The organism is Cyanobium sp. Aljojuca 7D2, from assembly GCF_024346415.1.
Classification (GTDB): Bacteria; Cyanobacteriota; Cyanobacteriia; order PCC-6307; family Cyanobiaceae; genus Cyanobium_A.
The window spans coordinates 1-21,694 of the sequence record NZ_JAGQCX010000018.1 but is presented as its reverse complement, the minus strand read 5'-3'; the positions used below and the strand labels follow the sequence as shown (position 1 = coordinate 21,694).

Here is a 21,694-nt window from a genome sequence, read left to right as displayed (position 1 = left end):
GATCAGCGCGAGTAGGCCGCCCAGGAGCAGGGTGATCCAACCCTGGATGTCGAACACCAAAACCCTACCCACGCCGAACCCTCGCCGCTCAGCACATAGTACGCCTGTACCAACCGACAGCACCAGGTCCTGCTCCAGGAGCGAGCCGAAAGAGTCGCTAACAGACGGTGGTGCTTGCGCTCGGGACCGCAAACGCTGCCAGCCAGAACCAAAAGCTCGGGCCACCTGCAGCTGAAAACTCCCTACGCCATCAGCGCCCTCACGACCTGCAGCCGGAACAACTTGCGAGCGGCTTTCACAAGGCCGCCGGCCTCAACCACCACAGTCACCACACCCGCGGCCTGAAAGCCGTGTTGGCATCTGGAGCTGACCTACCGGCAGGCCTGCAACACAACCGTCCGCACAGCCTCCGCGTAGCCGGCCATCTGCTCAGGAGTGATGGTGGGATGCACCAGGAACATCAAGCTGGTGTCACCCAGCTCACGGGCCACGGGCAACCGCTCAGCAGGCGCCAGACCAGCCTCCTGAAAACAACGCTCCAGGTAGATCTCGCTGCAGCTGCCAGAGAGGGCGGGATAGCCGAGGGCGGCGATCTCACTGAGGATGCGATCGCGGCTCCAGCCTTCGGCCAGCGCTTCTGGCTTCACGAAGGCATAGAACTTGTACCAGGCGTGGGTGGTGCCCTCCGGCGGCAGGGGCACACGCACAGCAGTGCAATCGGCAAGCGCTTCAGCCAGCTCCAGGGCGTTGCGGGTGCGGACGGCGGTCCACTCGGGCAGGCGCTGGAGCTGGATGCGGCCGATGGCGCCCTGCAGTTCGGTGAGGCGGAAGTTGGAGTCGTAGCCGCAGGCCCGCGAAGCAGTAGCGCTCGTGCAGCCAGCGGAAGCCGGGCGGATGCTCGCGGCCGAAGACCGCCTGATGGGTTTTGCCGTGGTCTTTGAAGGCCCACATGGCATCCCAGAGGTCGGCGCGATGGGTGGATACCATGCCACCTTCACCGGCTGTGGTGAGGATCTTGTCTTGGCAGAGGCTCCAGGCAGCCACATCGCCAATGCCACTGGGCCGGCGGTCAAAGCGAAAGCTCGCTGTGCGATCCCAGACGGACCAGCCGAACCACCTCAGCGCCCTGGAGCTGATAGATCAGCACCAAATCCGGGAAGACATGACAGTCGCGATATCCCTTCCAATTGGCTCTGAGCTGATGGTCGCGAAACCTGATTGGTAGAGGCTGATCGGCCAGAAGAAGCGCGATCACACCTTTGAGGCGGGCATCCAGCTCGGAGCCATAGACACTTTTGGAATATTTTTTATAGTCTTTTTTGAACTGTGTTGAGCGTTCAATCGTCCGCATGTAGGTCGGCGAACAACTGTTCAATGTTCTCTGCGGTCACTCCTCGCCCCTCGGTCAGCTCTTGCATGGCTTCAAGGGTGCCAGCATTTGGGCCCAGAAGATCGAGAAGGCTGAATTGGCCCCCTGCCAAAGCGTGATAAACCTGGTTCACGAAGACCTGTTCGGACAGTCCAGAAGCAGTTAGCTGTCGCAGCACATTGGCGCGAATGTCGCTGTCGAGACCATTGAGGTCGATCGTTGCTGGTGTCATACCGAAACCTCCTTGATGCCACATTAATGCCGTTGAGGGTTCAACAGCCGCGCCGGCGGGCCTGGCACCGTCACGCGCGATTTCAAGGGTCTCGGCGAGGTTGCGTCCCTGAGCGGCAGGCCCGCCACACCATGAGCCGCAGCGCTACGCATCAAGCGGTGCTGGCCCTCGCAGCCGCAAGCGCACCCCGCCGGGACAAGGGCCTGGTGCCACCCGCAGCTGAAAACTCCCAACCCCAACAGCGTCCTCACGACCTGCAGCCGGAACAACGCTCAAGCGGCTTTCACGGGGCCGGAAGCCGCGTTGGCACCACCCCCCTACAGCCCACAGGCCGCGCGCTTGCGGGCCAGCAGCACGGCGCGGGCGGTGTGATCGGGGTGGCGGTGTCCAAGCCCCGCAGCAGTTCGGGCAGCGGCGTTATGAGCTGTGCTGCGGTCAAGCGAAAGTATGTTTTCAGCGATCAAAGCTCGTCGAGAAAAACTCCAGACAACGGCTAGCAAAGATGGGTGCCTGGCGGCTGAGGATCTGCAGCAGTACCTGGACTGTGCGGGCAGGGTTGCGCTGTCGCGCGGCAATGGTGTTCAGGCAGCCATGAATGGTCACGGGGGCGAGATCCAACAGGTTGCAAAGGAATTGGTCAGGAGACACAGCCTCGATTCCGAGAGGACTGAGAACCTCTGCAGGAAAGTGCCGAACATTGAGGGTCACGATCACCTCGGTCTTGGCTGCAATGGCTGCCGCCAAGACGTGGCGATCACCAGGATCACATCCCAACTGCTCAGCCAAGCCCGCAGGTGGCTCCACCGACGCCTCGGGAAAAGCCTGTGCCATCACCGCACAAAACCGGCATGCCTGCTCAGGTGTGGTGCGCTGATCATCTAGAAGATTGCGAACAGTGTCCTCGAGGATCTGCGGCGACCAGTGCACGCGAAACAAGTTCTCGTCAGCTGCCTGGAGGAGAAGATCTCTCAGCTCATAGGGGTAGATCACACAGCTGTCGAGAAGAACCGGGAAGACTGCAGGTTCCAGCCAAAGGCTCACACCACCTCCACCTGCATCTCCTGACCCAGCTCACTCAACTGATCGAGAGCACGGCGGCGACTCTGCCGGCGCTCATCACGCAGCTGCAGAACATCGTGAATACGTAGGCGCCTGTGGCTGCCCACCATCACAACAGGCACGGCTTTCTCCTCGATCAACCGATAGAGATACGGCCGCGAGATGTTGAGAATCTGGGCAGCCTGTTGGGTCGTCAACAGGGCGTCGTGGGGCAAAACCGTGACCGCCTCGCCACGCTTGAGGTTGTTGAGCAGGCCACGCATCAATCCATACAGGGGCGCAGGCACCAGGTGCTCTTCACCATGGGGACCAACCAGGCGCGCTTCTCCGGCCTGGAAAAGCGCCAGCAGCTCGTCCAACTGCTCTGGCGGCATGGAGTCTGGCGTGATGGTGCCTGGCACCACAGGGGACGCAACCATCGACAACACCTCCAGGACAATCCACTCACTGTAATATGTGTAATCATGGGGCGCCTGGGCAAGCGGCTTTCACGAGGCCGGAAAGCCGCGTTGGCAGCTACGCCCCCTACAGCCCACAGGCCGCGCGCTTGCGGGCCACCTGCTCGGGCACCAGCCAGCCGCCAGTGCTGCCGGTGGCGCGCCAGAGGGTGAGGCGCAGGGCATCGCGCAGGAGCTTGCGGCGCTCCGCGGAGCTGGGGGGTGGCGGCAGCATCGGGGCCACGGCCAGGCCACGACCGCCCAGGGCGAGACGGGCCAGCAGCACGGCGCGGGCGGTGTGATGGGGGTCGGTGGCGATCCAAACGCGGCGGGGCGAGGGGGCGGGCTGGACGCGCAGCCAATCGGCCAGGGCGGTGATCTGGGTGGCGGTGTCGTAGCCCTGCAGCAGATCGGGCAGGGGCTGGGACGGCGGGGTGCTGCGGGGGCAGCGGATCAGCAGACGCAGGGGGGGCTGGGGCAGGGCGGCGGCGAGGCGATCGGCCTGGGCCAGGCGAGCCAGAGGCCGGCGGCCGAGAGCACCACCAGAGAAGCAGCCAGGGGCTGGAGACGCATCAGATCGGGTGCCGCCAGCGGCATGGATCGCAGATCAAGTGCCGAAGGCCTTCAGGGTGCGGCGGATGTCCTTGAGCAACAGCGCCAGATGGAGCGGATCCGTGGGTGAGCGCTGGAACTCTGGAATCAGATGCTCGTAGAACCCCCGGGCTTGCTCTGATTCGGCGTGCACCAGCAACGCTCGACAGCCAATGGCATCGCTGATGCTGGCCACGCGTGTGATCACATCGTTCAGCAGGGCAGCTCCGATACCTTGGCCTTCATGGCGTTGATCTACCCCCAGGCGCGCCAGCAAGGCCACGGGCTGGGGATAGCGGCCGGCACCGCGGTGCAGCCGCTCAGGCAGATCGGCGATGGCCACGCTCGCCATGCACCAGGCGTAATAGGCCACCACGGCTGGCTGATCGACGAGAGACACAACGAACACCCTGGTGGTGCCGGTTCCATGGGCCTGCCGGGCCATCTCCACCAGCCAGGCTGTTTGCGCCTGGGAGCGACATTGGAATCCGCCGAGCTGATGGCTGGCCGCCAGCAGCACCGGCGGCCGGTATCCACTCATGCCTGCGGCACAAAGGGTGAAGGCCGCTCCAACAGACGCTTCAGACCAGGCAGGACGCGGGCGGGGCAACTGTTGATCCGCTCCCATTCCTGCTGGGCAGCGGCATCGAGAACAAAGTGCTCACGATCAGCCAGCACTTGCTGGGCTGCCAGGCGGCCCTGGCTGAGCAAAAAGGAACTGCGATCGGTGCCGAGAGCAGCGGCGGCCCGATCCAGCAGATCCCGATCGTCCTGACTGGCCCTCAACTCAATGCGGCTCGCCTTGAGCGGCCGGGAGGACGGAGGCGGGACTCGGACCATGGAACGCAGCGAGCAACGGAACGTACGGACATTGTACGGCGTCTGAAGCGCGGTGCTTGCCATCACGCTGCAAACCGCCGTATTCATCCAGCAGGGAAATCACATCTCGGACACGTTGGGCGTTGGGTCGCTGGGCTCGAGTTGGTGGCGGAGCTGGACGAGATTGCACTGAGCTTGGCGTTGAGCTCGGCGAGCCGTTCGTTCTCGCTCTCGATCAACGTTCAAGCGGCTTGCACGAGGCCGCCGGCCTCAATCGCCACAATCGCCCCAACCGCGGCCTGAAAGCCGCGTTGACCGCGCCACCGCCTACACCCCACAATCCGCCCGTTTGCGGGCAACAACCTCAGGCGCCAGCCAAGCGCCTGTGCTCCCAGTGGCCCGCCAAAGGGTGAGGCGCAGAGCATCCCGAAGCAGCTTGCGGTGCTCACTGGGGCTGGGGGGTAGGCAAATCGGCCGGGCCAACGCGAATGCCCTGGCTGCCAAGGGCAATGCGGGCGAGGACTACTGCGCGGGCGGTGTGATCGGGATCGGTGGCAATCCACACCCGGGCACTGCGGGGCGAGGGCTGGTGGCGCAACCAGTGGGCGAGGGCGGTGATCTGGGTGGCGGTGTCGAAGCCCTGCAGCAGTTCGGGGGTGGGCTGGGGTGGCGGCGTACCTCTAGGGCAGCGAATTAGCAGGCGGCGAAGCGACCTCGGCCACCATCCAGCACCACCACCAGATCACTACCAGGGCCAGGCCAGCCACATCCCAGAGGTCAGCGGGTTGGGTGATCACCATTCCGACCTCGCCGGCGATGGTCCATCAAGCAAACCCGCCGTATTCCTCCAGCAGCGAAATCACATCTCGGACTCGCCTGGCATTGCGTTCGGAGGGGTCGAGCTGGTGTCGGAGCTGAATAAGATTGCACTGAGCTTGCCGTTGAGCTCGGCGAGCCGCTCGTTCTCGCTCTTCAGCTGCCTCATCCGATGCTCGTGCGCGATCTTCCGCTTCTCGAACTCGATCTCTCTCAGCTCGTAGTCGACAACGGGTCGCCAGTTCAGCATCGCCAAGCAGCGGCGGAACCAAGGCAACGAGGAGTAGTACTCCGACTTGCTGATTGAGGGCGACGGCGCCGATGAAGGGGATGTGGACATGGCTGTAAGACGAGAAAAGAGTGATCAGCGCCAGCAGGCCGCCCAGGATCAGGGTGATCCAACCCTGGATGTCGAACACAAAAACCCTACCCACGCCGAGCCCTCGCCGCTCAGCTCATAATACGCCTGTACTGGTCAACAGGAACACAGCGCAGGGTTGTCCGGCGGGTAGCACTCCTGATCCATGGGGGAGTGACGAAGCCCACCCACACTCCGCCAGTCATGGCGTGAGGCGCAGATCAAGTGGTGCTTGCCCTCGCAGCTGCAAGCGCATCCCGCCGGAACAAGGGCCTGGGCCATCCGCAGCTGAAAACTCCCTAACCAGCAGCGGCCTCACGACCTGCAGCCGGAACAGCGCTCAGGCGGCTTTCACGGGGCCGCCGGCTTCAAGCGCCGCAGCCTTCACACCCGCGGCCAGAAAGCCGCGTAGGCAGCTGCCCCTAAACCCCACAATCCGCCCGTTTGCGGGCAGCAACCTCGGATGCCAGCCAGGCGCCGGTGCTCCCGGTGGCGCCCCAGAGGGTGAGGCGCAGGGCATCCCGAAGAAGCTTGCGGCGTTCTCCGGGGCTGGGGGTAGGCAAATCGGTCGGGCCAACGCGAATGCCCTGGCTGCCGAGGGCAATGCGGGCGAGGATCACGGCGCGGGCGGTGTGATCGGGATCGGTGGCAATCCACACCCGGACATTGCGGGCGAGGACTGGTGGCGCAACCCGTGGGTGAGGGCGGTGATCTGGGTGGTGGAGACGTAGCGCGGGGGCAGCGGATCAGCAGGCGCTCCCCGGCTCCTGCAGCAGTTGCTGCTGGTAACGCTCGGCCTGTTTTAGGCGGGTGGGCGTGCCATCGAGCACCTCGATCAGATCTGCAGCGGGCAGGTCCTGATCGGCCAGCCAGCGAGCTGGGGCTGGGGCTGGGGCTCGACACGATGGCGCGAGAGGGCTGGATCACGAGGGCGAACCGCCAGCGAGATCAGCGAGCTCGGTAGCAATCAGCTGTAGGAATCTCCTGTGGAGGGGGGTGGGGTCGAGCCAGACAAGTGCTCCCGCTCGAAGCGCTCGAGCCTGGAGTTGGCTTGCTCGAGCCGCGCGATCTCGCTCTCGAGCTGTTTCATCCGCTTCTCGTGCTCGATCTTCCTGTTCTCGTACTCGATCTTCCTGCGCTCGAATTCGATCTCGCGAATCTCGTATTCGACGACGGGATGCCAATTGAGCCTCGACAACCAGCGTCGCCAGCGAGGCAGCGAGGACAGAAACTCCGATTTGCTTATTGAGCTGGAGGGTTGGGCCCCAAAAGAAGTCGACATGGTCATAACCCGTGAGGAGTGTGATCAGGGCGAGCAGCAGTCCGGCAATGAGCGTGATCGCGCCCTGTAGGTCAAATCCCAAAACCACCGTAGCCAGGCCAAACCCTGAACACAGGATAGTACAAGCAAACTAGCAGAGCATCCGTGGAATCACTGGTGGCCCGCCCCGCGGCCTACACCCCCTAAACCCCACAATCCGCCCACTTACGGGCAACAACCTGGGGAGCCAGTCAAACGCCGGTGGACCCAGTGGCGCGCCAAAGCTTGAGGTGCAGGGCATCCCGGAGCAGCTTGCGGTGTTCAGCGGAGCTGGAGGTAGGCAAATCGGCCGGGCCGCGAATGCCCTGGCTGCCGAGGGCAATGCGGGCGAGGACTGGTGGCGAAACCAGTGGGCGAGGGCGGTGATCTGGGTGACGGTGTCGAAGCCCTGCAGCAGTTCGGGTGTGGCTTAGGCGGATGAGGCCGCCTTCACGGCTTCAGGGTCAAGCCTTCTCCGGGATCAGACGCACCAGGTGCCAATTCCAGCGAGGCAAAACGGGTCTGGCGGCAGTTGAGTACTTCACCTGGGGCCAGGCGAGCGAGCGGGCCAAGGCGAGAGCCGCCAGCCATGGCGGCGTTGACACCGAGTTGGCTATAGGCGCCACAGATGGCATCGTGATCGACAACGGCGCCGCTATTCACCAGCACTCCCTGATGGAGAGAGGCATTGGCATTCACCACAGCGCCGGCGAGCACAACAGAGCCAGGGCCGAGCTGGGCAGTGGCACTCACGATTGCTCTGGGATGCAGCACCACCCCGAGGGGAGCGGCCACCTGCTCAAGCACCTGCTGCCAGGTTTGACGGAGGCCCGGATTGCCAATAGCAACGACCACATGATCGGGTGGGGCCTCCTCGGAGGCCTCAAACAACCGATTCAAGTCCCAGGCGAGAGACAGGACATCCAAGACAGGTGTTCCATTCACCAGGGTGCCTGCGGGCAAGGCGTCGTCGAGAAAACCCACGACGTGATCGCCACTGGCAGTAATGGCATCGCAAACGGAGCGGCCATGGCCACCGGCCCCAAGGATTAACCAACGCTGGGGCATCAGCTGCAGGATGCGATGGCAAAGGGAACAGCCACCCTCTGATCTAGCCAGATGCCGATCAATAGTTCGAAGGCAGCAAGAGTGATTAGCCAAGGCAGGCCACCCCACAAAAGGGCGAGTGCCAGCAAAGCCGTTGCACCGATATAGAGAATGGAGACGCGGGCGTGGAGCCAGCCGGCCTGATGGAGGCGCTGGAACAGGTGAAGACGGTGGGCCTGAAACACCCGCTGCCCGGCGAGCAGACGGCGGGGCACGCAGAGAAAGGCGTCGCCGAGAATGGGGGTAGCAACTAACAACAGCGCCAGAGCTTCTGGCCAAGTGGGAGCCTGGAGCACCAGTCCGGCAAAGACGGCGCCCAGAAAGGTACTACCCACATCCCCCATGAAAACCTTGGCGGGGCTCCAGTTCCAGAGCAGAAAGCCGAGCAGGGTACCCACCAGCGCCCACACTGGCCAGGGGGCCGAGAGCGCGATGGCCAAGGCGCCGATGGCCACTGCCATACACCCAGCCACCAACCCATCGAGGCCATCCATGAAGTTGGTGAAGTTGATCACGGCGGTCACCGCAATCAACAGCAGGGGAAGCGTCTGCCAGGGCAGCGGCAGCGGACTCATCAGGATCAACAGCAGCGCCGTGGCCAGCTGAACGCCGTAGCGCAGGCCGGCGGGGAGGTTGTGGCGATCGTCGAGAAAGCCGACCACAGCCAGCGGGAGGGCCAGCAGGGGCAAAGCCAGCATCGCCAACTGGCTGCCGGGAAGGCCTGGTTGACAAGAGAAGACAGCACCAAACCAGCCGATCGCGCTTGCAGCTGCGGCCACCACCACAAAGGCCACGCCACCACCACGGGGGGTGGGCTGGCGGTGGGAGCTGCGGGCGTTGGGCTCGTCTAGCAGGCGGCGGCGGAGCTGGGGAATCAGGGCGCGCAGGAGGCACCAACTGGCACCTGCAGCCAAAAGAACAGCAATCATCTGCAGCTCAGGCCATCCTCACCAGATCGAAACAGGGCAATTTCCTGACGGATGCCCTGCTGAAAGGGGATTGGGGCGTAGCCGAAGGCGGCTGCTGCGTCGGCATGGGAGAACGCTTTGTCTTCATTGAGGCGCAGGATCTGCTCGGCCTTGAGCGGCAAGATCAAGCCCAGGCGCTCTGCGGCCTGTAGAACGGCAACCACAGGTTGGGCAGGAATGTGCACGCGCTGAACTCGGCGGCCAAGTGCCTCAGCCGTGAGGCGCACCACCTCGTTGTAGGTGAGCGGAGCGGCGCCGGAAATATTGAACTGGCGGTTGATTGCGGCTGGTATTTCCAGTGCCTGCACCACAGCCCAGGCCACATCGGCAACATGCACAGGCTGCTGCAGGGAGAGGCCGTTGCCGAACACCGGCAGCACGGGCCAACGGTTGAGCCAACGCACCAGACGGATCATGTTGCGATCGCCTGGCGTGCCATAGATCATCGTGGGGCGCAGGATTGTGGTGCCGAGACCGCTGGCGGTGATGGCCGCTTCCGCCGCTTGTCTCACCGCTTTGGAGCCCGCATTGAGTTGGGTGAAGATCGCTGTGGTGCTCACAAACACCACACGTCGCACGGCAGCGGCACGGCAGGCCTCAAGGATGACGGGCGCAGCCCCAAAGCCGATGGAAGCCACATTGAGCAGTGCACGGCAGCCGCTCAGCTGCTCGCACACCTGTGCTGAATGATTCAGATCGGCATAACGCACCGGAATCTGTCGGGCAGCCATCCAGGAGGCATCACGCCCGGGGCGGAGCAGGGCGAAAAAGGGGAGCTGACGGCGTTGGAGCTCGGCGCAGACAAACCGGCCGGTGAAACCATTCGCTCCGGATACGGCAATCGTCATCAGGCCATCACTCCACGCAGCAAGGCGTTGTATTGAGCATTGATGCGCTGACGCGAATAGGTGGTGTGGGCAAGCTCGATTGCCCGCTGCCCCATGGCCTGCCGCTCTGCACGAGGCGTATGCACGAGCCGGAGGATGGCTGCAGCAAGCGCTTCAGGATCACCTGGTGGAGCTGTCACTCCCAGCCTGTATTCCTCAACTTCCGCATTGATCGCGCCGGCGACTGTGGTGATCACAGGCCGGCCGATGGCATAGGCATCATAAAGCTTGTTTGGTGATACCCCGTAGCGAAACAGAGGAACATCCCGCAGCGACAACAAAATGGCATCAGCCTCTGCCATCAGGCCTGGAATCTCGGCCTTGGCAACAGGTGGCTCAAACGCCACCGATTGCAGATCTGCAGCCAGCTGCATCAGGGTCTGTTTCTCAGGGCCATCACCCACGAAGCGGATGCGTACAGGGCTCTGCTGCTGCTCAAGCAACCGGGCGGCCGCAAGCACATTCTCAAGGGCATTGGCATCACCATGGGCACCGGCATAGAGCACGGTGAACAGAGTGCCCTCTGCCGGCACAGGACGGGATGCAAACAACTCCAGATCCGGGCCATTTGGAAGCCAGGCCGTTTGCCTTGCGCCCCGTTCACGCACGTAGGCTTCCGCGCCCTTCGCCAGCACAACCACCGTGTGTGCATGGCGATAGAGCTGGCGTTCCATCCAGGCCAGCAGGCGCACCATGGGGCTGTGCGGGCTTTTGCCCCCCTGATCCACCAGCACCTGGGGCCAGAGATCGCGCACCTCCAGTACGAAGGGGATACCCGCTAAGCGGGCGATCCAAAGGCAGGTGAAGGCAGCGGGGAGCTGAGGCGAGCTGGCCAGGATCACATCGGGAGCCCGGCGGGTGAGCCTGCCCAGCAAGGCCGCAGGCCCGAGGCGCACAGCCAGATGGATACAGAAGCTCAGCATGTTGAGCTGCCGTTTCCAGTTGTTGCGGCGGTAAGGGGAGACCCACAACCAGGTCCAGTGGATACCAGCGGGGCATTCTGTGCTCCACAAGCGCGGGAAGCGCAGGCGGCGGTACCGGCGCTGGGTGAGGTTGAAATCAGATGCGAACACCGCCACCTGCCAGCCGTAACGCACCAGGCCGGCGGCCACCTCGTATTGGCGGGTATGGCCGGGCAGCTCAGGCGTGTTGGCGAACTGGTTGATCAGCCAGAGGCGGGGCATACGGGGGGGCAAAACAGAACAGCAACGGATAGAGGAAGGGTGACCCGCAGCTGATGCTCACCGGCGGGAAGCTGGCCGCTCAAGCAGAAGCTCGGCCGTGGCCGGCGATGTCCAAAGGCTTCAGAAAACCAGGTGGTGTGCCAACCGGTCTGGAGCTGCTGGGCGGTGAACGCCTCCAGAACCATGGCATCCACGATTTCCTCGGAGACACCGGGAGCGAGGTGCCACCACTGACGGAAGCGCAGGGGCACCCGGGTGATCACCACGTCCAAAACGGTGAGCGTGATCCGCTCTGGGTGAGGAGCACTGAGCTCCACGCGGCGATGGTGGCTGGCGCCGATGCGATCCAAGCCATCGTGGCTGCCGGCGGCGAAGCAACTGCCATCAGCAAGCTCGCCGCACTGGCGCTGGCGGGGCTGGGCTTTGCGGGCTGCGCGGAAGCCACCCCACACCTCCACTGGTTCGATCCAAAGGGCCTCCCCCGATGGGGAAGGAAATCCCAGCTGGAGCACATTGTGGGCGGCTCCGGATCGTTCATAGGAGCGTTCTGGGCCAGTGCCATAGATGCTCGTGCCCGCCTCACTGAACACCAATTGGCCGTGGTGGCTGAGCTCAAAACTGAGCTGGTCGGAATGCACATGGGGTGGCAGATGGGGCGGGCAAGGCACACCACACCGAAAGGCCAGCTCCCAGCCATGGCCAGGCCGCAGGACGGACCAGCCCGTGGCCGGTAGATCGCTGATCACAGCAAGCGGGATAGCCGAGACAGCTGAGCTGACTGGCGCCATGGCTGGATCAGTGGCCGCTGCCTGAAGCAGGCCGCGTCGCAGTGCTGCTCGGGGCAGGGAGTCACCGCCTGCTGCAGGGCGGCGCTGGCGATAGCCGTCTGCAAAGGCCACCACCTCATCGAGCGGGGGCGCTGCATCGGCCGCACTGTCGTTGAAACGGGGGGCTTCACCGTTTTCCAGCCTGACGGCCCTGGCCCAGGCAGCCATGGCCTCGATGGCGCCAGTTAGCCAGGGTGGCCGATCACCGTTGATCACCGAGAGGGCGCAGGCGAGCTCCACCAAGCGATCGAGCATCAGCAGGTGATAGCTAGCGCTGCGCTCTTCATGGCCACCATCGGAGAGCACCTGAGAGGCCAGTTCGTTTTGCAGCAAGCGCAGGGCACGGCGATGCATGGCGCGAGCGCAGGGCCCATCAAATTGCAAGCCACCAAGGGCAAGCGCCGTGAGGTTCTCCAGCCAGTGGTTGCCGCCGTGGCAGTGCTCGGGATGGGCCTGCAGCCAGCACAACTGCTGCCAGAGCGATTCGAGACGCTCTGGGGTCGCCAGCCCAGGGCAGGACCGGAACAACCAGATCCAGTTGCGCGTGCGCAGCGAGAGGGTGTAGCTGTGCCAGCCATCGCCACGGCCCGGCGGATTGGCGGCAATCCAATGATCGAGTAAGGGCTCCAGCAGCGCTGCCTGATCAGGCCAGTGGCTTGTATTCAGGGCAAGCTCCAGCCATTCACGGGCCCAATCGAAGTAGTGCAGATGAAACTGCCAGAGGCGGGGCCAGTGGGGATCGCCCCATGGGATGGGCCAGGCCAGATCCCGTTCTTGATTGAGAAAACGAAAGCGGATGGAGGCCTCTGATTGATGGGCTGCAGAGGGCGGGCACTGCAGCTCAGATGCCAATCCATTGAGAACGGGAAGCCAGCGGGGTGGAGGGGAATAACCCCCAGCCCAGGCCATTGCGAGCTGATCTGGAAGCCGGCGGTCAAGGCGCTGGCGCAACTCGTAGCGCACCCTGCGCTGCAGTCTCCTGGCGCCAATATCGGTGAGGGTGCGTCTTAACCGGCTGAATCCGGCAACCGCCCGTGGCACGCTCATCGCTGCTCGGTGACGCCACAAAGGTCAAACACCTCCCGGCCAGCAAGATCCAGGCCCCGGAAGGGGCTGTGGGCCACCAGGAACACGAGCAGATCGGCCTGGGCGAGCACCTGCTCGAGGCTATGGAGCTTGATGGTGGGGTGGTCGTGGAGGTTGGGCTCGCAGGCGAGCACCTCCAGGCCGGCCACCAGCAGCTCGGTGGAGATGTGGAGGGCTGGGGATTCGCGCAGATCGTCCACATCGGGCTTGAAGGCCAGACCGAGGCAGCCGATGCGGGCCGGGCGGCCGAGCTGGTCTTCCAGGGCGGCGGCGCGGGCCTGCACCTGCTCGATCACCCAACGGCTCTTGCCGTCGTTCACGCGGCGGGCCGTCTGGATCAGGGGAGTGCAGTCTGGAGCTTCTGCGGCAATGAACCAGGGATCCACGGCGATGCAATGGCCGCCCACACCGCAGCCGGGCTGCAGCACATTCACACGGGGGTGGTGGTTGGCGAGGCGAATCAGCTCGCGCACGTTGATGCCGAGGCGATCGCACACCAGCGAGAGCTCGTTGGCGAAGGCGATATTCACATCGCGAAAGCTGTTTTCGGTGAGCTTCACCAGCTCGGCGGTGCGGGCGGTGGTGGTAAGCAACTCGCCCTGGCAGAAGGTGGCATAGAACGCCTTACCGGCTTCCGCCGCAGCGGGGGTGAGGCCACCGATCACGCGGTCGTTGCTGATCAGTTCCTGCAGGATGCGGCCGGGCAACACACGCTCGGGGCAGTAAGCGATGTTCAGTTGCTCGGTGTGCAGGCCGGAGAGCTCGCCAATCACCTGGGCCACCTGCTCGGTGGTGCCCACCGGTGAGGTGGATTCGAGCAACACGAGATTGCCTGGCCGCAGCACCGGTGCGATCGCGCGGGCAGCCGCGAGCACGTAGTCGATGTTGGGCTGGGGGATGCCGTCCACACCACTGCGAAAGGGTGTGGGCACGGCGATCAGGAACACGTCGGCCGGCGCCGGGGTGAGCTGGGCGCTGAGGGCACCGGAGGCCACGGCAGCGGCCACCGCCTGATCGAGATCAGGCTCGACGATGTGGATCTGGCCCTGGTTCACGGTGGCCACAACCTGGGCATTCACATCCACGCCGATCACGCGATGGCCGGCGCGGGCGAGCACGGTAGCGGTGGGCAGGCCGATGTAGCCGAGGCCGATGATGCAGCAGGTGGAAGCCAAGCGGTTGCGTTCGGGCACAAAAAAAGCCCCCGCCAGGGCGGGGGCATTGAGGGTTCAGCGCAATGAATACCAAACGCCACGGCCGCGCCCGTGCTGGCTCAGGGTGCCGCATTCTACCAACAGGCGAAAATGCTGCTTCAAGGTGTTGCGGCTGGCAGCCGTGAGCCGGATAGCTTCACCGATCGTGACACGGCCATGTTCGCGTGCAAACTCGACGATCTGCAACTGCAGATCCGGCATGGCTGCCAACACGAGCTGCTCGCGCTCCACTTTGACCTCGAGCCGGCGGATCTGCTCCGTGAGGGAGCGCAGGAAAAACAGAAGCCATGGCTCCCAATTGGGAAGCTCGGTTCGAATCGTGGCCTGAGTCTGGCGCAGCGCCAGGTAATACGACTCCTTGCTTTTCTCGACCACGCTCTCCAAGGAGCTGTAGGGCACGTAGGCGTAACCCGCCTGCAGAAGCAGCAGGGTGGTGATGACCCGTGAGAGACGTCCGTTTCCATCTTGAAACGGATGAATCTCGAGGAAAACAACGATGCTGATAGCGATGATCAGCAACGGATGAAGCTGACCTGAGCTGCGCTGCTGCTGAACCCAATCCACCAGCTCCGCCATCAAACGTGGCGTGTCAAATGGCGATGCAGTCTGAAAAACGATACCGATCTGGGTGCCTGTGTCGTCGAAGGCAGCAACACTGTTGGAATTGGTTTTGTAGCGACCACGGTGCCAGGCATCCTTCTCGCTGTAGCGCAGCAGAATCTGATGCAATTGCTGAAGGTGGTTTTCGCTGAAGGGAATCTCTTGCCAGGACGAAAACACCAACTCCATGACCTCGGCATAGCCTGCCACCTCCTGCTGATCACGGGTCGCGAAGGCTTTGATCTCCAGGTTGCCGAGAAGCAGCTCCACCTCGCGGTTGCTCAGGCGGCTGCCTTCGATGCGCGTGGAGGAGCCGATGCTCTCGATGGTGGCCACACGCCTGAGGGCCGAAAGACGCTCAGGCGCCAGCGTATCCAGTGAACGCCAGGCGCCTTTGAATTCATCGATCCTGGCGATGAGCCGGAGGATTTCCGGAGTGATCCGAAGGGCGTCGGCGCTGAGCATGCGCCAAAACTACACCCATTTACACCCATTTATAGAGTTGGTACTGAGCGTTGATCAATCGTCGTCGATGTCGATGCCAACGCGTCGCAAAGCATCGACAAGAGCTTGGCGTTCCAGGCGCGCAACTTCCATGTCTCGCTCCTGAGCGCTTCTGTCTCGCTCTCGATCTCGGCGATTTCGGCTTCGATCTTCAAGCGTTTCTGCTTCAGCTGTGCGGCGATCCGCAGATTCTCCTGTTCTCTCTGCCTGAGCTGCCTGAGCAGCGGAGAGTCGATAGCCATACTCAGCTCCGTAAAGAACGGCGAGCACCAGCGCCAAGAGCAGGATAGGCGCTTAGAGCGGCTAAAGCGGCCTGAAATAACCCTTGATGCAGGAAAGGTCGCGCACCGAGATTTGAATGTGCGTTTTCTCGTGGAAGCCTGCATCCGGATAGAGCGGATCGCCCTCCCGAAAAGCGGCTCTCACTGTTTGATATGGAGGCAGCTTGCCATCCTCGTCAGCGATTGAGGCCTCTTCCCGAATTTGATGAAGCATCTGGATAACAGCACAATCCAGATAGCGCTTCAGCAAATCTCTGCCTCCTTGATTGCATGGCATCGGGCCGCCGCCCGCGAAGTTCGCACATATAGCTGCATATGCTCCCTTTACTTGAGCGATAGCCGATGATTCCAGCAAATTCAGGCACTTGCCAGGATCGATGATGGCACCAACCACGCCAATTTCACCACGATATGGCGGCTTGCGGCGGGAAAAGGATTCGATAGCGAACTCGTGGGCGCGAGTAGGGCTCGACTCCCAGAAGTAAACACCCTCCCCGAGCCAGTCGTAATCGTTAGCGCTTTTCCGAAGAACATCTTTGCCAGCAAGAACCTGCTCAGCTATTTCTTTCTTCGTGCCATGAAAACCAAGAATGAATCCAGGGAGGAACTCGTAGAGCGAGGGATTACCTGCCGCCATAGCGCCTGGTCAGCCGGCCGAGATTGTCTGTGATACCAGCTTTCCGAATCACGACCTTCAGGCGCTCGGGATTGGCTATCAGACGAGCACAAGTGCGCTCAAACAAAGCAATCTCATCGACCTCGGAGAGAGGGGAAGATGGCTGGAACGAGGGTGGGCGGGTGGTGGATGGGGTCATCGGAAGGCCTGGGGGCAACGATCCGTGTGGAGCTCAGCAGGGATCCGGGCGAAGACGGCCAGCGAAGCGTCTATGGGATGAACCATAGGTGAGGCTCGATTTCTTGGCAGTCAAGGGCGGACAGTCAGGCGACCTACCGCCCCACCGCCCGCAGCAGCCACCGCTGCACCTCAAACAGCTCGGCGGCAGCGATCGGCGCGGGACCACCGGCTTCAATGGCCGCCAGGAAGGCTTTGCAGCAAGCCACCTGGCCCTTGTCTTGCGACAGACGGCGGCGGGTGCGGAAGCCGGGGATACCCCAGGCCTTGAGCTTCCGGTAGTTGTCGAGCTGCAGCACCTTGCCGGCGGCGAACACTTCGAGGCGTTCCTTGGGGAAGGCCTTGCTGCCGTTGGCGAAATAGTGCACGGTGCCGATCGAGCCATCGGCGAAGCGCAGCTGCAGCGAGAAGGTGTCGGGGCAGGGTTTGCGATCGGTGGCGTTGATCAACTGCAGGTCTTCGATGGGGCTGGCGGCCAGGTGGCGCAGCAGGTCCACGAAGTGGCAGGCCTCACCGAGCAGGCGGCCACCTCCGGCGGCGGGGTCCTGTGTCCAGTGGTCAGCAGGGATGGCACCGGCGTTGCAGGTGTATGCGAAGGCCTTGGGTCCCTGCAGGCGAGTGAGCTGCTGCTGCAGATCCATCAGCAGCGGTGCAAAGCGACGGTTGAAACCCACCATCAGCAGCGACTGACCCGTGTAAGACGCCTCAATGGCCTCGAGTTCAGTGGTCGTGAGGCAGAGCGGTTTTTCCACGAACACGTGCTTGCCGGCCGCCAGGGCCTGCTGCACCAGGGCGGCGTGGCTGTCGTGGCGGGTGGCGATCACCACGCTGTTGACGGTGGGATCGGCCAGCAGGGCGGCAGGATCGGTGCTGGCCTGGCTGAAGCCGAATTTGCGGCCAACATGCACCGGCCCGATGCCGGAGGAGGCGGCCAGGGTGTGGAAGCGGGCGCCGGCCTTGGCAAAGGCGGGGATCAGCATCCGACTGGCGTAGTTGCCCGCGCCGATCACGCTCAACAGCGGCTGCCGCGAATCCGGGGGGCTGATGCGGGCGGCCCCGGCATCCGCCGCCGGCAGAGCAATCACCCGCTGCTGGGGATCGGCCGTTCCGGGGTAGCGCAGCAGGATGCCGAGCGAGGGTTCGGGGCTGCTGAGCAGCTCGTAGGCGCCTGCGGCCTGCTCGATCGGGAAGCGGTGGGAGATCAGGGGATCGGTGCGCAGGGCGCCGGTCGCCAGGGCGTGGAGCACGGCCTGGAAGTTGCGCTGCTCGGTCCAGCGCACAAAACCGATCGGGTAGTCGTGGCCCTGCTGCTCGTAGGCCGGGTCGTAGCGGCCGGGGCCGTAGGAGCAGCTCACCTGGAAGGAGAGCTCCTTTTTGTAGAAAAGGTCGCGGCGCAGCTCAAGGCCGGTGACGCCCACCAGCACGATGCGGCCCCGCTGACGGCAGGCCTGGGCGGCCACATGCACCGGCTCACTGGAGGCTGTGGCAGCGGTGATCAACACGCCATCCACGCCGATGCCGCCGGTGTGCTCCAGACACCAGGCCACCGGATCCACACCGCTGGCGAGATGGAGGGCGGTGATGCCCAGCGTTTCCGCAAGGGCGCATTTGCCGGGGTCGGGATCGAGGCCGAGCACGCGGCAGCCCTGGGCAGCCAACAGCTGGCCGGTAAGCAGACCGATCAGGCCCAGACCGCTCACCACAAAGGTTTCACCCAGGCTGGGCTGGGCGAGGCGGATGCCCTGCAGACCGATGGAGGCAAGCACCGTGAAGGCGGCAGCCTCATCGAGCACCCCAGCGGGAATGGGGGCGCAGAGGTGCTGGGGCACAACCACCAGCTCAGCATGGGGACCGTTGGAGACCACCCGATCGCCCACCTGAAAGCCCGTGACGCCGGCACCCACCACCAGCAAAGTGCCGACGTTGCAGTAGCCAAGGCCCAGGGGCTGGTCGAGCTTGCTACGCACGGCATCCAGGGTGGTGAACAGACCATCCGTGCGTGCCTTCTCCCATACCTGCTGCACCTTGTCGGGCTGCTGGCGGGCCTTGTCGATCCAGCTGGCCTTGCCGAAATCCACCAGCATGCGTTCGGTGCCGGCCGAGACCAGCGAGCAGGAGCTGCAGATCAACAGCTGGCCGCGGGCGTCGGCGGGAGAGGGGAGTTCGGTTACTTGGCTGCTGCCGTTCTTCAAGTTCTGCAGGATGTGCTTCATCGGGATGCAATGAGATTTTCCAGCGACTGGCGTGCCTGCGGCAAGACAAAAATTGACTGACGCTGGGCATTGCGAACCATGTCGGCGACATAGAACATCAACAGGGTGGAGTCAAGCACCTCCTGCCAATTTCGAGCAGGTGCCCTGCTGTACGGCTGCGCGATGGCGTTGCGGTGTCCAGGATCTTTGGGCCAATAGTGCCGACGCTGCAGATGGGCACCTTGCCATAACACCATTCTGCGAAAGTCATCGATCTTGCATATCGTGTCGGCGTGTTGAAATTGTATCGATTCATTGATGCCCTCGAATGGCTCATGGCGTGCCGTCAGCATGATGGAAAAAAGATCTTTGCGCTCGGTGGCAATGGTGATGGCGAGGTTATCGTCGCGCTCGCTGTCGTTAGCCCATGACAGGGCGATATCAAGGTATTGCGGCATACCTCGCCAGGCCAAGATGTGCACGAATAGGTCGAGCCAGTGACCCACGTTGCCACAGATGCGAGTGCCCTCCCCAGGCCGGCGGTACCAGTGATCTACGGCCAATACATGGCCAGCAACAAAGCACTGCAGTGAGATGCCGGCATCCGGGTCGGGCTGGAGCTGGCTGCGCAGGTCAAGAACCGCGCTAGAGAAGGGACGGTTGTAGCCAGCGAAAAGACGACCTGAGCTCTGGCGGCGGACGCGCTCAAGCTGGGCAAGCTGAACCAAGTTGACGGCTATTGGTTTTTCAACGTAGACATCCAGACCGGCGCCCAGTGCCCTAACCGCATAATCGGCATGCGAGGCATGGTTCGATGCAATGTACACCGTGCGCAGACCTGGCAACGCCAATAGAGCATCGATGTCGGCGCATTGATGTGGAACTCCTAAACCCCGTGCCAGCGTGGAGGCAGCTCGCGGGCTGATATCAAAGCAGCCCAGCACTCGGCATCCAAAACGACGAAACAGGAAATACCCGATAGCAGAGTAGGCAAACTGACCGCAGCCAACTATAGCGATGTCGAGTTTTTTTCTGCGCAGTCGTAGTGCTATAAAGGGTATCTGCAGTCGCAGTCGACCGGCAGCCTTGAACAGTGCGCGACTAGGTCCGTAAATGAGTGCGAAGCGGATGAGCTTGCGAAGAGCAATTTGGCTATTCATGCACAGCAAAGATTGACATGAACTACCGGAATGGTCATTGACAGTGTCCAGCCCAGGGTTGTGCTCACTTTGCGCTCGCGGGAAGACAAGATATCGAACCAGAATACTATTACGAACCTCTCAATGTTAGCTTGCTGATGCAACTGAAGGATTGAGATCGCCGGTAAAAGCACAGTTTTGACCTAGATGGGGAACGCCAAGGCCAATTAGAAGTCTGTCCCGGTAGTTATGGCTGGGGCGTACCCACTACGGTGTCCGTGCGCGGGAACCGCTCCTGACCATTGGCCTCCCTGCCCGCCACATAGAACTACGTGTCAAGGCTGCTGTAGAGCTTCTAGCTGAGGATATTCCTGTAGAGAAGAAATTGCTAAACCTACCGCGAGGATTTTCACAATAAAGTAGAATATGCGTCACGATAGAGGTTGACCGAGTTGGGTATAGAGAATTCAGGCCCTAGGCGAAGAGCGCTGCGAAGAGCGGGCAGCTTGCTAATAGCAGTAGACCAGACTTCGCGATTGTACTGATAACTTACAGCTACAGATCTATGACAGAGAAGAGGATCCGCCGTCGCCAGTATCTCCTTATTGACAACCAGCGGCAGACCGCATATAATACTATCCCAAACCTTATTTGGCATAGCTAAGCGGTTAATAGGTCGAGATGGGTCGTATAGAGCAAAAAGGCCCAGGCACCTAGATTGAATCACAAAAAGTTCAGACTGGGGAATGGATGGGAGAAAAAAAGTATTAGGCAAGCTGGAAAGAATGCTATAATAACGCGGCGCCAAAGAATTTCCTACAAACAGGATATCATAATCCGTGGCTTCTGCTGCAAACTCTAGAATGGAAAGAACACCTCGCTGCTCAGCAAGGTATCCGGCAGCCATTAATATCCTGGCGCTAGAACTAGGATTAAATAGTGAAGATAACTTTTGACAGCCAAGGAATTTAAGAAGATCAGGCGGAGAATCTAGAATATCAGTTGTTTTTGGGATTGAGATTGGAGTATTAGGAATCACTATTACTGGAATAGAAGAGTGACTAGAGCCTCGTGGGAGAAGTCTTTGACTGTAATAAGCTCTATTAACTCCTGCTTTAATAATTAACGATGAAAGCCTATGAGGAACAAAATCCAAAAAGGATGCAAGCTTATTGTAGAATAGATTCCTCGAAAGCAGTCCGACTTCGTCGTAAATGTCATAGATGAGAGTACCACCAAGAATCAGCTTTACAATAGAGCAGGGGAAAGCACTAAGGAAATCAGCGCAATAGTAGATAGCACTTGTTCGAAGGGTTCGCAATCTAACTATGGAAACAAAGAGCGGCAAGAGGAGCAACCATACTATCTTTTGAAGAAATAGAGGAAGGAACGAAAGTATTCGTGGCATGATAGAATGATACTCTGCAAGCTCATTAGTTTGCGGCAAGTTTTCTGATACTCTATATCGATCCCAGTAGATTATATGCACTCGGGCGGACAGTGAATTTTCTGCAATGTAAAGCAAAAGCCCCGAAAGCGATTTGCTAAACCTAACATCAGAAGGATGAGAGTCTTTTATAAGCAAGAAAGTAGACATTTGAAAAAGCAAATTTGAGTGCTCTTGCAAGAAAAAGCATGAATACAGGCAAGCCCATATCCCGCTTCGCACTATAGCTCTCTTTTATTAGCAAAAATGAACGTTGCGAGCTTATCCCTAATCGGCAGAATGAACCTATTTCTTTATGTAGGGACTCCTGAAAAAGCCAGATCGCCTGCAGCGCAACTTGTTTCAGCGATCAATACCCGATAAACTGACCTCGATCAGGGCAATTGACGATTGCTACAACTGCTGAGCACTGCAGATGTACCGG

Annotated in this window: 25 protein-coding genes and 1 pseudogene; all 26 read right to left on the bottom strand. The window is 61.6% G+C overall.

The features are described 5' to 3' along the window. Nucleotides 1-371: 371 nt before the first annotated feature. The 26 genes and pseudogenes from KBY57_RS13775 to KBY57_RS13650 all read right to left on the bottom strand — a co-directional run bounded on the left by KBY57_RS13775 (nucleotide 372) and on the right by KBY57_RS13650 (nucleotide 21,420). Nucleotides 372-956, bottom strand: a complete 585-nt coding sequence (locus KBY57_RS13775; protein ID WP_254996467.1) for a DegT/DnrJ/EryC1/StrS family aminotransferase — start codon at nucleotides 954-956, stop codon at nucleotides 372-374. A gap of 22 nt (nucleotides 957-978) precedes the next feature. Further along, nucleotides 979-1,044, bottom strand: a pseudogene (locus tag KBY57_RS14335) (hypothetical protein); the annotation flags it as partial. Between the two features lie 25 nt (nucleotides 1,045-1,069). Then, on the bottom strand, nucleotides 1,070-1,351 hold the full coding sequence (locus KBY57_RS13765; protein WP_254996466.1) for a type II toxin-antitoxin system YafQ family toxin: 282 nt from the start codon (nucleotides 1,349-1,351) through the stop codon (nucleotides 1,070-1,072). Then, the gene (locus KBY57_RS13760; RefSeq protein WP_254996465.1) at nucleotides 1,338-1,601 is read right to left on the bottom strand and encodes a hypothetical protein; all 264 of its coding nucleotides are present in this window, start codon (nucleotides 1,599-1,601) and stop codon (nucleotides 1,338-1,340) included. Before KBY57_RS13760 ends, KBY57_RS13765 begins: the two co-directional genes overlap by 14 nt. A 453-nt stretch (nucleotides 1,602-2,054) precedes the next feature. Beyond that, nucleotides 2,055-2,642, bottom strand: coding sequence for a PIN domain-containing protein (locus KBY57_RS13755; RefSeq protein WP_254996464.1), 588 nt, complete (start codon nucleotides 2,640-2,642; stop codon nucleotides 2,055-2,057). Further along, nucleotides 2,639-3,079 carry an excisionase family DNA-binding protein gene (locus tag KBY57_RS13750; protein WP_254996463.1) on the bottom strand — a complete coding sequence of 147 codons (441 nt, stop codon included), beginning with the start codon at nucleotides 3,077-3,079 and terminating at the stop codon, nucleotides 2,639-2,641. The genes KBY57_RS13755 and KBY57_RS13750 overlap by 4 nt, the downstream gene beginning before the upstream one ends. 106 nt (nucleotides 3,080-3,185) lie before the next feature. Next, the gene (locus tag KBY57_RS13745) at nucleotides 3,186-3,383 is read right to left on the bottom strand and encodes a hypothetical protein (protein ID WP_254996462.1); all 198 of its coding nucleotides are present in this window, start codon (nucleotides 3,381-3,383) and stop codon (nucleotides 3,186-3,188) included. A 167-nt stretch (nucleotides 3,384-3,550) separates the two neighbouring features. Further along, nucleotides 3,551-3,694: a hypothetical protein gene (locus KBY57_RS13740; protein WP_254996461.1), complete on the bottom strand. Its 144-nt coding sequence runs from the start codon at nucleotides 3,692-3,694 to the stop codon at nucleotides 3,551-3,553. Between the two features lie 10 nt (nucleotides 3,695-3,704). Next, on the bottom strand, nucleotides 3,705-4,229 hold the full coding sequence (locus tag KBY57_RS13735) for a GNAT family N-acetyltransferase (RefSeq protein ID WP_254996460.1): 525 nt from the start codon (nucleotides 4,227-4,229) through the stop codon (nucleotides 3,705-3,707). After that, a complete protein-coding gene (locus KBY57_RS13730; protein ID WP_254996459.1) occupies nucleotides 4,226-4,615 on the bottom strand; it encodes a DUF1778 domain-containing protein in 390 nt (129 codons plus the stop codon). Before KBY57_RS13730 ends, KBY57_RS13735 begins: the two co-directional genes overlap by 4 nt. Before the next feature lie 337 nt (nucleotides 4,616-4,952). After that, complete coding sequence (locus KBY57_RS13725) at nucleotides 4,953-5,105, bottom strand: YdcF family protein (RefSeq protein WP_254996458.1); 153 nt, start codon at nucleotides 5,103-5,105, stop codon at nucleotides 4,953-4,955. Between the two features lie 226 nt (nucleotides 5,106-5,331). Then, entirely contained in the window at nucleotides 5,332-5,757 is a 426-nt protein-coding gene (locus KBY57_RS13720) for a hypothetical protein (protein WP_254996457.1), read from the bottom strand. Nucleotides 5,758-6,103: 346 nt separating this feature from the next. Further along, nucleotides 6,104-6,340, bottom strand: coding sequence for a YdcF family protein (locus KBY57_RS13715; protein WP_254996455.1), 237 nt, complete (start codon nucleotides 6,338-6,340; stop codon nucleotides 6,104-6,106). A gap of 308 nt (nucleotides 6,341-6,648) precedes the next feature. Continuing rightward, nucleotides 6,649-6,963 carry a hypothetical protein gene (locus KBY57_RS13710; protein ID WP_254996454.1) on the bottom strand — a complete coding sequence of 105 codons (315 nt, stop codon included), beginning with the start codon at nucleotides 6,961-6,963 and terminating at the stop codon, nucleotides 6,649-6,651. A 468-nt stretch (nucleotides 6,964-7,431) separates the two neighbouring features. Further along, a complete protein-coding gene (locus KBY57_RS13705; protein WP_254996452.1) occupies nucleotides 7,432-8,049 on the bottom strand; it encodes a hypothetical protein in 618 nt (205 codons plus the stop codon). Continuing rightward, complete coding sequence (locus tag KBY57_RS13700) at nucleotides 8,049-9,017, bottom strand: MraY family glycosyltransferase (RefSeq protein ID WP_254996451.1); 969 nt, start codon at nucleotides 9,015-9,017, stop codon at nucleotides 8,049-8,051. Before KBY57_RS13700 ends, KBY57_RS13705 begins: the two co-directional genes overlap by 1 nt. Next, entirely contained in the window at nucleotides 9,014-9,904 is an 891-nt protein-coding gene (locus tag KBY57_RS13695; RefSeq protein WP_254996450.1) for an SDR family oxidoreductase, read from the bottom strand. Before KBY57_RS13695 ends, KBY57_RS13700 begins: the two co-directional genes overlap by 4 nt. Further along, nucleotides 9,904-11,127, bottom strand: coding sequence for a glycosyltransferase family 4 protein (locus KBY57_RS13690; RefSeq protein WP_254996449.1), 1,224 nt, complete (start codon nucleotides 11,125-11,127; stop codon nucleotides 9,904-9,906). Before KBY57_RS13690 ends, KBY57_RS13695 begins: the two co-directional genes overlap by 1 nt. After that, a complete protein-coding gene (locus tag KBY57_RS13685; protein WP_254996447.1) occupies nucleotides 11,109-12,806 on the bottom strand; it encodes a heparinase II/III family protein in 1,698 nt (565 codons plus the stop codon). The genes KBY57_RS13690 and KBY57_RS13685 overlap by 19 nt, the downstream gene beginning before the upstream one ends. A 191-nt stretch (nucleotides 12,807-12,997) precedes the next feature. Further along, nucleotides 12,998-14,233, bottom strand: coding sequence for a UDP-N-acetyl-D-mannosamine dehydrogenase (gene wecC / locus KBY57_RS13680; protein ID WP_315859809.1), 1,236 nt, complete (start codon nucleotides 14,231-14,233; stop codon nucleotides 12,998-13,000). A 36-nt stretch (nucleotides 14,234-14,269) separates the two neighbouring features. Beyond that, complete coding sequence (locus tag KBY57_RS13675; protein ID WP_254996446.1) at nucleotides 14,270-15,319, bottom strand: Fic family protein; 1,050 nt, start codon at nucleotides 15,317-15,319, stop codon at nucleotides 14,270-14,272. A 29-nt stretch (nucleotides 15,320-15,348) separates the two neighbouring features. Further along, entirely contained in the window at nucleotides 15,349-15,600 is a 252-nt protein-coding gene (locus tag KBY57_RS13670) for a hypothetical protein (RefSeq protein ID WP_254996445.1), read from the bottom strand. 61 nt (nucleotides 15,601-15,661) lie between these two features. Next, entirely contained in the window at nucleotides 15,662-16,276 is a 615-nt protein-coding gene (locus KBY57_RS13665) for a hypothetical protein (protein WP_254996443.1), read from the bottom strand. Nucleotides 16,277-16,587: 311 nt separating this feature from the next. After that, on the bottom strand, nucleotides 16,588-18,705 hold the full coding sequence (locus KBY57_RS13660; RefSeq protein WP_254996442.1) for a bi-domain-containing oxidoreductase: 2,118 nt from the start codon (nucleotides 18,703-18,705) through the stop codon (nucleotides 16,588-16,590). Then, entirely contained in the window at nucleotides 18,702-19,844 is a 1,143-nt protein-coding gene (locus KBY57_RS13655; RefSeq protein ID WP_254996441.1) for a Gfo/Idh/MocA family protein, read from the bottom strand. The genes KBY57_RS13660 and KBY57_RS13655 overlap by 4 nt, the downstream gene beginning before the upstream one ends. 388 nt (nucleotides 19,845-20,232) lie before the next feature. Further along, nucleotides 20,233-21,420: a hypothetical protein gene (locus KBY57_RS13650; protein WP_254996440.1), complete on the bottom strand. Its 1,188-nt coding sequence runs from the start codon at nucleotides 21,418-21,420 to the stop codon at nucleotides 20,233-20,235. Nucleotides 21,421-21,694: the final 274 nt, after the last annotated feature.

Bases quoted from the DNA above. Each gene is read 5' to 3' on its own strand.
- KBY57_RS13650 (WP_254996440.1), bottom strand. From the start codon at position 21,420: ATGTCTACTTTCTTGCTTATAAAAGACTCTCATCCTTCTGATGTTAGG.
- KBY57_RS13775 (WP_254996467.1), bottom strand. From the start codon at position 956: ATGCCATGTGGGCCTTCAAAGACCACGGCAAAACCCATCAGGCGGTCT.
- KBY57_RS13675 (WP_254996446.1), bottom strand. From the start codon at position 15,319: ATGCTCAGCGCCGACGCCCTTCGGATCACTCCGGAAATCCTCCGGCTC.
- KBY57_RS13660 (WP_254996442.1), bottom strand. From the start codon at position 18,705: ATGAAGCACATCCTGCAGAACTTGAAGAACGGCAGCAGCCAAGTAACC.
- KBY57_RS13705 (WP_254996452.1), bottom strand. From the start codon at position 8,049: ATGCCCCAGCGTTGGTTAATCCTTGGGGCCGGTGGCCATGGCCGCTCC.
- KBY57_RS13710 (WP_254996454.1), bottom strand. From the start codon at position 6,963: ATGTCGACTTCTTTTGGGGCCCAACCCTCCAGCTCAATAAGCAAATCG.
- KBY57_RS13665 (WP_254996443.1), bottom strand. From the start codon at position 16,276: ATGGCGGCAGGTAATCCCTCGCTCTACGAGTTCCTCCCTGGATTCATT.
- KBY57_RS13730 (WP_254996459.1), bottom strand. From the start codon at position 4,615: ATGAATACGGCGGTTTGCAGCGTGATGGCAAGCACCGCGCTTCAGACG.
- KBY57_RS13690 (WP_254996449.1), bottom strand. From the start codon at position 11,127: ATGCCCCGCCTCTGGCTGATCAACCAGTTCGCCAACACGCCTGAGCTG.
- KBY57_RS13750 (WP_254996463.1), bottom strand. From the start codon at position 3,079: ATGGTTGCGTCCCCTGTGGTGCCAGGCACCATCACGCCAGACTCCATG.
- KBY57_RS13740 (WP_254996461.1), bottom strand. From the start codon at position 3,694: ATGCCGCTGGCGGCACCCGATCTGATGCGTCTCCAGCCCCTGGCTGCT.
- KBY57_RS13735 (WP_254996460.1), bottom strand. From the start codon at position 4,229: ATGAGTGGATACCGGCCGCCGGTGCTGCTGGCGGCCAGCCATCAGCTC.
- KBY57_RS13695 (WP_254996450.1), bottom strand. From the start codon at position 9,904: ATGACGATTGCCGTATCCGGAGCGAATGGTTTCACCGGCCGGTTTGTC.
- KBY57_RS13655 (WP_254996441.1), bottom strand. From the start codon at position 19,844: ATGAATAGCCAAATTGCTCTTCGCAAGCTCATCCGCTTCGCACTCATT.
- KBY57_RS13670 (WP_254996445.1), bottom strand. From the start codon at position 15,600: ATGGCTATCGACTCTCCGCTGCTCAGGCAGCTCAGGCAGAGAGAACAG.
- KBY57_RS13760 (WP_254996465.1), bottom strand. From the start codon at position 1,601: ATGACACCAGCAACGATCGACCTCAATGGTCTCGACAGCGACATTCGC.
- KBY57_RS13700 (WP_254996451.1), bottom strand. From the start codon at position 9,017: ATGATTGCTGTTCTTTTGGCTGCAGGTGCCAGTTGGTGCCTCCTGCGC.
- KBY57_RS13765 (WP_254996466.1), bottom strand. From the start codon at position 1,351: ATGCGGACGATTGAACGCTCAACACAGTTCAAAAAAGACTATAAAAAA.